The sequence below is a fragment of the Phytomonospora endophytica genome, from assembly GCF_014202425.1.
Taxonomy (GTDB): domain Bacteria; phylum Actinomycetota; class Actinomycetes; order Mycobacteriales; family Micromonosporaceae; genus Phytomonospora; species Phytomonospora endophytica.
Genome location: NZ_JACHGT010000001.1, coordinates 281,499 through 294,066 on the forward strand (window position 1 = coordinate 281,499; position 12,568 = coordinate 294,066).

At 69.7% G+C, this 12,568-nt stretch carries 3 protein-coding genes; all 3 read left to right on the top strand.

The genetic code is table 11. The features are described from left to right. Window positions 1–44: 44 nt before the first annotated feature. The 3 genes from HNR73_RS01205 to HNR73_RS01215 all read left to right on the top strand — a co-directional run bounded on the left by HNR73_RS01205 (window position 45) and on the right by HNR73_RS01215 (window position 12,565). Window positions 45–4,097: a LamG-like jellyroll fold domain-containing protein gene (locus tag HNR73_RS01205; RefSeq protein ID WP_184785309.1), complete on the top strand. Its 4,053-nt coding sequence runs from the start codon at window positions 45–47 to the stop codon at window positions 4,095–4,097. Then, window positions 4,094–9,886 carry an RHS repeat-associated core domain-containing protein gene (locus HNR73_RS01210; RefSeq protein WP_184785310.1) on the top strand — a complete coding sequence of 1,931 codons (5,793 nt, stop codon included), beginning with the start codon at window positions 4,094–4,096 and terminating at the stop codon, window positions 9,884–9,886. The genes HNR73_RS01205 and HNR73_RS01210 overlap by 4 nt, the downstream gene beginning before the upstream one ends. Window positions 9,887–10,072: 186 nt before the next feature. Beyond that, window positions 10,073–12,565, top strand: a complete 2,493-nt coding sequence (locus tag HNR73_RS01215) for a S8 family serine peptidase (RefSeq protein ID WP_184785311.1) — start codon at window positions 10,073–10,075, stop codon at window positions 12,563–12,565. Window positions 12,566–12,568 lie beyond the last annotated feature (3 nt).

The window sequence follows — 12,568 nt, forward strand, 5'->3', positions numbered from 1 at the left end:
CGCGCGCCTTCGTCATCGCGCGTTCGCCCACTTGTGAGGCTCACATGTCCCGCCCACTCACCCGCTTGACCACCGCGTTCCTCGCGGTGGCGGCGCTGACGGCGTCCTTCGCCGCGCCCGTCTACGCAGAAGAGGAACCATCCGATCCACCACTCGAACTCCCCGCCTGCCCGGACTTCCCGGGTGAGCCCTCCGCCGAGGACGAGTTCGAGGCCTACCGCCTCGCGCTCGCCTGCGGTGTGAACGTCGAGGTCGTGTCCTTGCGCGACATCGACAGGCAGGTGTTCGCCACGCCGACCGGTACGCTCGACGCCGAGATCGCCGTCGAGCCGTACCGGGTCCGCGACACCACCGGCACCTGGATCCCGATCGACACGACCCTCGTCGCGCGCCCGGACGGCTCGGCCGCCGCCGCGGCGACCGTGATCCGTGTCGAGACCGGAGCCGGTGGGAACGCGCCCTTCGTCACCGCGACCGACCCCGACGGCGGCTCCCTGTCGCTGCGCTGGCCGAAGGGCCCGCTCCCCGCGCCGAGCATCAACGGCTCCGTCGCGACCTTCCCGAACGTGCTCCCCGACATCGACCTCGCCGTGCAGGCCGAGGCGGTCGGCTTCTCCTGGATCCTGATCGTCAAGACGCCCGAGGCGGCGGCGAACCCCGAGCTCGCGACGATCGAGGTCGGCATCGAGACCGTCGGCCTGACCGTCGCCGAAGACCCCGAGTCGGGCCGCATCGACGTGCTGGACGCCGACGGGAACGTCGTCTTCGAGGCGGGCCAGGGCATCATGTGGGACTCGTCGAGCGGCGGCACCGAGGGGGCCTCGGCCTTCAGCGCCACCGCCGACGAGCCCGCCGCCGACCCCGGCCGCATCGGCGACGTCGACGTGCAGCACACCGGCACCGGCCTCACGCTGGTGCCCGACACCGGGATGCTGGCCGACCCGGCCGTCACCTACCCGCTCTACATCGACCCGCCGTTCACCTCGACCCGCAAGGCGTGGGCGAACGTGCTGGACAGCAGGTCCGGCACGGGCTGGACCGGCGACAGCAGCTGGCCCCGCTCGGGCGGCATGCGCGTCGGACTGGACACGTGGAGCACCTGCGGCAGCGGCTGCGGACTGTGGCGCTCGGCCATCACGCTCAACATCGGTGGCCTGAAAGGGAAGTACATCGCCTCGGCGAGCGTGAACCTGCTCCAGACGCACATGGGCGGCTGTGGCGACCAGGGCCTCCAGCTGTGGCGCACCGGCGAGATCTCCAACGGGACCTCCTGGAACGGCGTCGACTGGTACTACGGTGATCCGCTTCAGTCGAAGACCGTGCCCTCGTCGAACAAGACGGGATGCTCGGGTAAGGACAACGAGTGGGTCGAGTTCGACGGCGCGAACGTCAAGAAGCGCGTCCAGTCGGCGGCCGACAACAAGAACGCGACCATCAGCTTCGGCGTGCGCTCCTCCAACGAGGGCACGAAGGACGCCTGGCGCCGGATCCAGACCTCGTCGGTGAAGCTGCACGTGACGTACTACGTGTACCCGCCGACGCCCGACCGCCTGACGGTGGACGGGACCGGCTGCGACCCGACGGAGTCGGGGTCGCCGTGGGTGAACGAGCGGTACCCGGCCTTCTCCGCGCGAGCGCGCTCCGGGGAGGACGAGCCGGTCTACCTGAGGTTCCGGGTCCGCAAGGTCGCCTCCGAGACCAACCACTACTGGTACCGCACACCGGATCCCGTGGGTCCGTATTCCACGGTCAACCGCAAGACCACGACGTCCCTGCCCGACGGCTCCTACAAGTGGCAGGCGCGCAGTGACTCGCGGCAGACCGAGGCGGTGAACTCGGGTTACACGGGCTACTGCTACTTCAAGGTCGACGCGACCAAGCCGACCGTTCCGTCGGTGATCGGTCCACCCGGCGCGGTCACCGTGGGCAGCAACGTGGCCCTCACGGTCTCGGCGACCGACCCGACGGTCAACGGCGTGAAATCGGGCGTCGACCGCTTCGAGTACTCGTGGACCACCCCGACCTACGACCAGAGGGTCACCTCCACCGGCACCGCGACGATCACGCGCGCGGCGGTCGCCGCCGGACGGCACGTCCTGTACGTGCGGGCCGTGGACAAGGCCGGAAACAAGTCGAGCGAGAAGGTCTACACCTTCTTCGCCGGCCGCGACATCCCCGCCACGTCGATGGGTGCGTGGCGGCTCGGGGGTGACCTCGTCGACGACACCGGCCACGGCAACGACCTCACCGTCCTCAGCGGTGGTGCGGACTTCGTGACCGACACCGCCAAGAACAAGTACCTGAGCAACAGCGAGGACTGCCTGACCGCCCCGGCTCCACTGCGCACGGACGCCGCGTTCACCGTGGCGACCCGAGTGCGGCTGAGCCAGGAAGGGATCACCGGGTTCCCGGTGATCATGAGTCAGGGGCTGGCGGGCGCCCGCATGTTCGACCTCATCATCTCGAAGCGCAGGGCCCCCGAGCTGGAGGAGATGATCAGCTTCCGGGTGTGGTCCTCGCCCAGCGCGGGATCGAAGATGTACAAGGCGGAAGCCGTCAACGCGACCATCGGCGAATGGGTCCACATCGCCGCCGACTACGACCCTGACGGTGGCCGGATTCGCCTGTACCTCAACGGAGCGATCGTCGCCGAGACCCCCGTCAGCTTCACCCCGTGGAACGCCAGGGATGCGTTCACCGTGGGCTGTCGCGACTGGACGGATGGCACGACCACGGGCTTCTTCACGGGTGGCATCGAGAACCTCGGCGTCTGGCAGGGCATGCTCACCAGCGCGCAGATCGCCGCCAAGGCACAGCTTCCGGCGGGCGAGATCGCCCATTGGGAACTGCGCGGAGACGGCAGGGACGCGACATCCTTCAACCGCGAGCTGACCCTTCCCGAATCGGCGAAACAGGGCTTCGACCCCTTCGGCCGTCCCGACGGCGCGCTCGTCCTCGACGGACGGTCCTGCGCCAAGACGACTGCCGGGGTCCTGCCGTCTGACGCGGCATACGCCATCAGCGCGTGGGTGAAACCCACGACGGTCGGCGGCGGGAGGTTCCAGGCGATCCTCTCGCAGGCCGACTCGGCCGGCAACGGTGTGGTCCTCGGCATCGACGAGACCGGCAACTGGGCCTACGGACCGGCGGGAGCCGAGGGGCCGTCGGCGTCGTCGATCCAGCCGATGTCGGTCGTCCCGCATCCGCCCAAGGCGGGTGTGTGGCAGCACGTGGCGCTGCGCTATGACGGCGCCGGGACTGTGAGCCTGCACGTCAACGGGGAGCTCGAATACAACTCGGTGCGCACCGTCACGCACGTGGCCGCGCCGTTCGCGGTCGGCTGCCTCAACGGTGCGAGCCAGTTCCAGGGGATGCTCCACGACGTGCGCGTCTGGCGCGGCGACCCGGGCCGGGCCACCATGCCGGGCATCGGGGTCGTCACTCCCGAACTCGCCTCCTGGTGGAGCCTCGAAGGCGGCACCGACGACTCCGGCAACGGCCGGAACCTCGCCTTCACCGGCTACTGCGAGCCCGCCGACAACCGGAGCAACAGCCCGGACAAGGCGCTCAAGTTCACCGGTGCGGGCAGCGCGGCGACGTCCACGTCCGTGCTGAACACCGACGAGTCCTTCACGGTCGGCGCGTGGGTCAAGTTCGACTCGCTCGCCACGAGCCAGGCCATCGTGTCCGCCGCCGGGACGCACAACACGGGTCTGCGGCTGGCCTACAACCCCGAGCGTCAGGGTTTCGAGTTCACGATGACCTCGCAGGACGCGGCCGCGGGCAACGGCGCGGTCTACAGCATCGCCCACGGCGGCCCCACCGTCGTGACGGGCACCTGGTACTTCGTGGCCGGCTCCTTCGACTTGCGAACCAAGGTCATGCGGTTGTACGTCAACGGTGCCGAAGCGGGAACCAAGGCGGGCCCGGCGAGTCCGTGGAGGGCCAACGGTCCGCTGCTCATCGGTGCGGCCGGGACCACGAGCTCGCGATGGAGCCACCTCAACGGCACCGTCGACGACGTCATCGCGTTCACGGGCACGGTCTCGCCCCGCGCCATCGCCAACATGTACGGCACGAACGAGCAGGAGGCGTGACCTTGCGACACGTCAAGACCAGAGCCGGTGGAGTCACCGGTGTGATGCTCCTGTCCGTGCTGGTGCTCTCGTCCTCGGCGGTCGCCGACTTCGAGCGCAACCCGCAGTCCTACTCCTCCACGCAGGTCGAAGCCGTGTCCGGCGCCGGTTCCGCCTTCAGCGACGTCGCCGCCGACTGGGGTGGCGGCGCCGCCGACGCGGCCGGGGACGCCAACGACGGCAACTGGGCCGCGACCGACCTGACGGCCTCCGCCTCCTGGGCGCAGGGCGGCTCGTCGGGCGCCTTCTCCTACACCTACGACATGCGCGTCCCGCCGGCCTCCGGGCCGGTCCCGGCCCTGGCGCTGTCCTACTCGTCCGCCGAGCACGACGGGCGCACGTCGGGCAGCAACAACCAGGCGTCCATCGTCGGGGACGGCTGGTCCTACTCGCCGAGTTTCATCGAGCGCACCTACACGTCGTGTGCCGACGACAAGGACGGCAACCAGGGCGACGACCCGACCGGAGACCGTTGCTGGGACGGCGAATCGCCGTCGATCACGGTCACCCTCGACGGTGTCGGCACGAGTCTCGTGAAGGACGACACCACCGGGAAGTGGCGCGCCGCCGACGACGACAACTGGCGCGTCGAGTACTCGGGTTCGCCGGCGACGGCGGGCGGGGTCTCCACCGAGCAGTGGAAGATCACGACCACCGACGGGACCGTGCACCACTTCGGTTCCGTCGCGGGCTCGCGCTGGACGGTGCCGGTCTTCGGCAACCACTCCGGTGAAGCCTGCTACAAGTCGGGGAACTTCAAGGGATCGCGCTGCGACCAGGTCTACCGCTGGGTGCTCGACAAGTCCGTCGACGTGTTCGGCAACTTCGCGCGCTACACCTACCAGACCGAGAACGGGCGCTACTCGCCCGCGGTCGACTCCGACACGCAGGCCTCGTTCATCCGTGACGGCTGGCTCCAGCGCATCGAGTACGGCCTTCGGACGAACGCGAGCACGGTGACGACGGCGAAGGTCGAGTTCACCATGGCCGACCGCTGCCTGTCGGACTGCCGCGAGTCCAATGGGGACCCGAAGAAGTCGAAGTGGCCGGACACGCCGTGGGACGTGTCCTGCAAGGCCGGGAGCACCTGCGAGGAGTACTCGCCGGCCTTCTTCTCGGCCAAGCGGCTGGTCGGCGTCACCACCTACGTCGGCGCGAACGGTGCTTACTCCACAGTGGACTCCTGGGCGCTGACGCACGAGTTCAAGAACTACGGCGACGCCGAACAGGTCGTCCTCTGGCTGGCCGCGGTGAAGCACACCGGCCACGTAGGCGGGACCGCCACGACGCCGGCGGTCGAGTTCGGCGGGACCTTCCTGCCCAACCGCGTCGACACCGGCGAGTCCTTCCCGGGGATCTGGCGCCCGCGCCTGACCTCGATCAAGGGCGAGACCGGTGGTGTCACGACGATCAACTACACCGAGCCGGAGTGCGGCATCGGGAACATGCCGTCGAGTGCGCACCAGAACAGCAGGCGCTGCTTCCCCTCCCGCTACACCCCGGAAGGGCTGAGCGAGCCGGTTGACGTCTACTTCCACAAGTACGTGGTGCGCTCGATCGCCGAATCCGACGCCACGGGCGCCGGTGAGACGGTGTGGCGTTTCTACGACTACTCCACCGACGGCGGCGGGACGGGCGCGCTCTGGGCCTGGAACGACGCGGAGTTCGTCGAGAAGAAGGACCGCGACTGGAACCAGTGGCGCGGCTACGCGCAGGTCGTGACGCGCGTGGGAGACCCGGCCGACCCCGGACCACAGATGCGGAGCCGGGCGCGGTACTACCGCGGTCTCGACGGCGACCGGCTGCCGGGCGGCGAGAAGCGGTCGGTCACGGTGACGGACACGGCGGGCAACACCGCCACCGACCACCGTGCCCTGTCCGGGATGGAGTGGGAGACGGCGTCCTACGACGACACGACGCCGATCGGTACGGAGACGAGCTGGTACTGGACGTCGCGGACGGCGAAGCGCTCCTACGAGGGCGGTGTCATCGAGGCGTGGCTGACCGGTGAACGCCGGACGGACACCCGCACCCTGCTCGCTCCTTCCGTCTGGCGCACGGCCCGCACCGAGACGGCGTTCGACGGCTATGGCCGTGCGATCAGCGTCGACTCGATGGGAGACGTCGCCAAGTCCGGTGACGAACGCTGCGTGCGGACGACGTACGCCGACAACACCTCGGTGTGGCTCCTGGACCTGATGTCGACCGTGGAGTCGGTGTCGGTCGGGTGCACGGCGCCGGTGAACCGGCCCGCCGACCTGATCGGCGCGGCTCGGGCGTACTACGACTACAGCGACTCTCTCACCGCCCAGCCGAAGCAGGGGCTCATGACCCGCGCGGAGGCCCTGGAAAGCTGGAGTGGCGGACCGGTCTACAAGACGGTCGGCACGTCGACCTTCGACGCCCTCGGCCGGGAGCTCAACACGACCGACGCCTTGGGCAACCTCACCAAGACCGCCTACACGCCCGAAGGCGGCGGCCCGGTCACCTCGACGGTCACGACCAACGCGCTCGGGCATGTCACGACGACGACCCTGGCTCCGGCCTGGGGCGAGACGACCGCGACGTTGGAGCCTCACAGTCGGCGCACCGTCGTCGCTCTCGACCCGCTCGGCCGCCGGACCGCGGTCTGGCTCCCCGGAAGGGATCCGGCGAGCGAGGGCGCGAACCTGAAGTTCGCCTACAACGTCTCCGCGACCACCCCGACGACGGTCACGACCGACAAGATGATCCACGACGGTTCGTACGTGACCTCGGTCGCGCTGTACGACTCGCTGATGCGTGAGCGGCAGACACAGGCCGAGACCTACGGCGGGCGGCTCATCACGCAAACCGTGTACGACTCCTACGGTCGCGCCCGCCACAGTTCGGACGCCGTGTACAACAACGAGTCCGGGCCGAACGGCAAGCTCGTGTGGATCAGCCGGAACAACGACGTCTCGCGGACCGAGTTCGTCTATGACGGTGCCGGACGGGTCACCGACGAGGTCTTCGTCGTCAAGGGGACGGAGAAGTGGCGCACGTCGACCCGGTTCGGCGGCGACACGAAGAACTGGATGACCACGGTGATCCCGCCGCAGGGCGGTACCGCGACATCTACATTGGACGACGCGCTTGGCCGCACGGTCGAGTTGCGCCAGTACCTCGATCGCAGCGGGACCGGCGCCTCCGACAAGTCCTTCTACGCCTACGCGGGCAACGGTCAGCTCGACAAGGTGACCGACCCGGCGGGCAACACGTGGGAATACGAGTACGACCTGCGTGGACGTCGTACCGCCCTGCACGACCCGGACACCGGCACCTCGACGACCACGTACAACGCCGGCGGGCAGGTCATCGCGAGCGTCGACGGGAACGGCGAGGCGCTGTCCTACGAGTACGACAGGCTCGGACGGCCCACGCTGACGCTGTCGGGCACGACGAAACTGATCGAGCGCAGCTACGACGGCGCCGAGAACGGGATCGGCAAGCCGTGGAAGGCGACCCGGTGGGTCGACGGTCAGGCGTGGACGACCGAGAACCGCAAGTACAGCCCCGAAGGCCGTCCGACGCAGCTCTACACGCATCTGCCGGCCGCCGCGGGCGCGCTGGCGGGCTCCTACTGGGAGGCGTTCGCCTACAACGAGGACGGGAGCGTGCACACCTCCGAGGCGAAGGCCGTGGGGAGTCTGCGGTCGGAGATCATGACCTACTCCTACGACGAGATGGGCCGGGCCGGCCGCGTCACCGGATGGGGCGGCGACTTCGGCTTCGGCAAGGTCTACGTCGACGAGGCCGTGTACTCGCCGTACGGGCAGCTGCTCCAGCGCAGGCTCGGGGACCCCGCCGACGTCGGCGGGACCTCCGGCCAGGTGTGGCAGACCTGGATCTATGAGGAGGGCACCGGAAGGCTCGGAGAGTTCTACCTCGACAAGGACACGGCGGGCGAGTTCGACGCCACGAACTACGGTGTCGCGGCTCTGTCCTACCGCTACGACCAGTCCGGGAACCTGCTGTCGATCGCCGACGATCCGGTGCACACCTCGGAGCGGCTGGACCCGGAACGGCAGTGCTTCCGCTACGACTACCTGGGCCGGCTCACCGAGGCGTGGGCGCAGGCCGGGGCGTCGGGGGAGTGCTCGGCCGGGACCGTCGGCGGGCCGGGCGCGTACCGGTCGTCGTACGGGTACGACAAGGTCGGCAACCGGACCGCCGAGACGAAGTGGACGCCGAGTGGGCCGGTCGAGAAGACCTACTCCTACGCCGAACCCGGTACGGAGCAGCCGCACGCGGTCGACGAGGTGACCTCGACGGGTGCCGCGACCGCGTTCACCTACGACCAGGCCGGGTTCACCACGGGCATCGACCGCGACGGCGCGGTGGACGTCTTGAACTGGGCGCCGACCGGGCGTCTGGAGTCGATCGAGTCGGCGGAGGGTACGGCGAAGTTCTTCGACAACGCCGACGGGCAGCGGCTGCTGCGCGTCGACGCCGACGGCGACATCACGGCGTGGGTCGCCGGTTACGAACTGAAGTACACCAAGGCGACGAGCAAGATCGAGGCCACGCGGTACTACACCCATGGTGGTGCGGCGGTCGGTGTTCGTAACGGGCTCGGGGACATCCTCTGGTTCGCCGGGGATCACCACGGGACGAACCAGTGGATCGTCAACGGCGACACGCTGACGGCGACCGTGCAGCGCAGGGACCCCTTCGGGAACGTGCGAGGTGCGGGTGCGGACACGTGGCCTGACGATCGCGGCTTCGTCGGCGGGATCGAGAACGACGACGTGGGGATCACCACGGTCGGGGCACGCGAGTACGACCCGACGGTGGGGAGGTTCCTGTCGGCGGACCCGATCATGGATCTGACGGATCCGCAGCAGATCAACGGGTACGCGTACGGGAACAACGCGCCGACGGTGATGTCCGACGCGAGTGGGCTGAAGAGCGTGAAGAGTGGCTCGAAGGGCGGCGGGGCGAAGAAGGGAAAGCTGAAGAAGCCGAAGAAGAACCCGCCGCCGCCATCCGGCGGACAGGGACCGTCGAAGGGAGGCAAGGGACCGGTCCGCGGAGGCCGTGAGGCCGAGCCGCCGCGCCAGCCGCCGAAGGGCTTGCCCGACCGGTACGACTGGCAGCAGAAGGGGCCTCGCCCGGGGCCGCCGATCACGTACCCGGGTGGCCATGGGTTCGCGGTGGACAAGGAGTTCGGGACCATCCTCGGTTACATCTTCGGTGAGATGGAGACCAACGCCGGCAGTACCGGCACGACCACGATGGCCGCCTGCCCGGGTGGCGGCGGCTATGCCAGCGTGGGCTGCAATACCGCCAGGGCGGCCTGGTGGTACGGCAAGGTCCGCCCCGGTGGCCCGTGGGATCACAAGGGACCCATCGGCGAGTATCTCGGCGTGGGCGGCGACGACATCGCCAACCAGTACGTCAACGTCCCAGGTACCGACTACCAGGTGCGCTACGACCTGTGGTCGAACATCCACTACGGCTACGTCGGTTCGGCCGCCGGGTTCGGCGCGTCCACGCTCATCGAGGGCGCCAGCCTTCCGGGCGCCGGACGCTCCGAGTCGGCCGACGACTTCGCGATGCAGATGGGCATCGACCTGTGGAACGAGTACGGCGACGACATGACCGAAGCCGACCTGGAGGCGTTCATCGTGGACAGTCTCGGTGACCTCCACGACCTGGAGGGCAACAGCGTGCAAGGCGACGGAACGGCCGCCATGGTCGAATGCCGTCCCGGTCTGGCCAGCTGCTGAACCCGGGGCGGGTGGTGCATCACCGCACCACCCGCCCCCTGTCTACCTCCGGCCAATGGCGTGTGACCGCCACGTCCAAACCTGTTCGCCCGTGTTGATCTCCCATATGGTCTCTCCCGCACCGTCCGCTCTCGGCGGTGCCGCCCCCACCCCACACCAGACCCGCCCCCGGGTCGAGGAGAGACCTTGACCAGCACCAGAACCCGCGTGCTCGCACTGGCCGGGGTCGCCGCTCTCGCGGCGACCCTCGCCGGTGCCGCGCCATTCCTGTCCCCGCCCGCCAACGCCGCCGGCAAGATCGACGCGTCCGTGCGCGCCGACCTCGCCGACGACGGCACGGCCACCTTCTTCCTCCGCATCGACGACGGCGCCGACCTGAGCGCGGCCTCCGCGCAGAAGACCGACGCGGCCCGTGCCCAGGGCACCTTCGACGCACTCCACGCCCACGCCGACGCGACCCAGCACGAACTCCGCGCGATCCTCGACGCGGCCGGTGCGACCTACGAGACCTTCTGGATCGCCAACACGATCAAGGCCACCGGCGACGAGCGCCTCGTCGACGCCCTGTCGGAGCGTCCCGAGGTCACCCGCGTCCGCTCCGAACAGGTCACCGCGCTCGCCGAGCCGGTCGCGTCGGCGCCCGCGGCGGCGGCCGACGGCACCCCGCAGTGGGGCCTCGACATGATCGGCGCGCCCGAGGTCTGGAGCGAGTTCGCCACCCGCGGTGAAGGCGTCGTGATCGCCAACATCGACAGCGGCGTCCAGTACGACCACCCCTCGCTGGTCGGCTCCTATCGTGGCAACAACGGCGACGGCACCTTCGGCCACGACTACAACTGGTTCGACCCCACCAACACCTGCGCCACCGCCCCCTGCGACAACAACGGCCACGGCACCCACACCATGGGCACCATGGTCGGCGCCGACGGCTACGGCGTGGCACCCGGCGCGACCTGGATCGCGGCGAAGGGCTGCGAGGCCCGCTCCTGCTCCGAGACCTCGCTCCTGCGCGCCGGTGAGTGGGTCCTCGCGCCGACCGACCTCAACGGCCAGAACCCCCGACCCGACCTCGCCCCCGACATCGTCAACAACTCCTGGGGCGGCGGACGCGGCGACACCTGGTACTCCGAGATCATCGAGTCCTGGCGCGCCGCCGGCATCTTCCCCGCCTTCGCCGCCGGCAACTTCGGCTTCGGCGTCTGCGGGACCGTCGACTCGCCCGGCGACAACGCCGCCGCCTACACCGTGGGCGCCGTCGACTCCACCGGTACCGTCGCGGGCTTCTCCGGCCTCGGCCCGTCGAGCATCGCCGACGGGAAACCCGACATCGCCGCCCCCGGCGTCGACGTCGTCTCCACCGTGCCCGGCAACAAGTACCAGGCCCTGTCCGGCACCTCGATGGCCACACCGCACGTAGCCGGGGCCGTCGCGCTGCTGTGGTCGGCCGCGCCCGCGCTCGCCGGCGACATCGAAGGCACCTCGGCCGCCCTCGGCCTCGGCGCCACCGACAAGGAGGACCTGCGCTGCGGCGGCACCGCCGCCCGCAACGGTGTCTACGGTGAAGGCGTCCTCGACATCCGGCAGGCCGTCCTCGACGCACCGCGCGGCAACGCCGGGCTCCTCAAGGGCACGGCCACCGACGCCACGACCGGCGAGCCCCTCGCCAAGGTCGCCGTCACCGCCACCGGAACGCAGACCCGCTCCACCCTCACCGACACCGAGGGCCACTACCAGCTGCGGCTGGTCGAAGGCACCTACACCGTCGGCGGCGAGCTCTACGGCTTCCACGACGCGTCGTCCACAGTGGACTTGATCGCGGGAGCCGAGCCCACCGTCGACCTCGCGCTGGCCTCCGCGCCCGTGCACAAGGTCACCGGGAAGGTCACCGACCCGCAGGGCCGCGTGGTTCCCGCCGCGAGCGTCCACGTCGACGGGACCCCCGTCGACGCGATCACCGCCGGTGCCGACGGCTCCTTCGCCTTCCCGAAGATCGCCGAGGGCGCCTACATCGTCACCGTCGTGCCCGCCGAACCCGCACTGTGCCTCGGACCCCTGCACGCCGACCTGACCGTCGACGGCGACGAGACGGTCGCGCTGACCGTTCCGTACCAGGTCGACACGCTCGGCTGGCACTGCGAGGAGACCCGCCCGGCGTGGATCAAGGGTCGCGACACCGTCGCCATCGCCGGTGACGAGGACGCCACGACCATCGCCCTGCCGTTCCCGGTCGCGCTCTACAACGGCACCCACGACCAGATCTCGGTCACCACCAACGGCCTGCTCAACGTCACCGCGCCCCGGCTCGGCGACTACGCCAACGGCCCCCTCGGCGACGGCTACAAGCCCAACGGCCTCATCGCGCCCTTCTGGGACGACCTCGTCGTCGACGGCCGCGCGAGCGTCAAGACCGCCACCGTCGGCAAGCCCGGACAACGTTCCTTCGTCGTCGAATGGCGCGACGTCCGTCTCGCCGACCAGCCGCGCTCCCGGATCAGCTTCGAGGTCGTCTTCGCCGAGACCGGCGGCTTCACCTTCCAGTACCGGGGCCTCTCCGGCGAGCTCGAACACGGTGCCTCGGCGACCGTCGGCATCGAGGACATCGGAGGCGGCATCGCCCGCCAGTACTCGTTCGACCTGCCCGTGCTGCGCGACGGCGTCGCCATCAGGTTCGGGAAGTAGGAG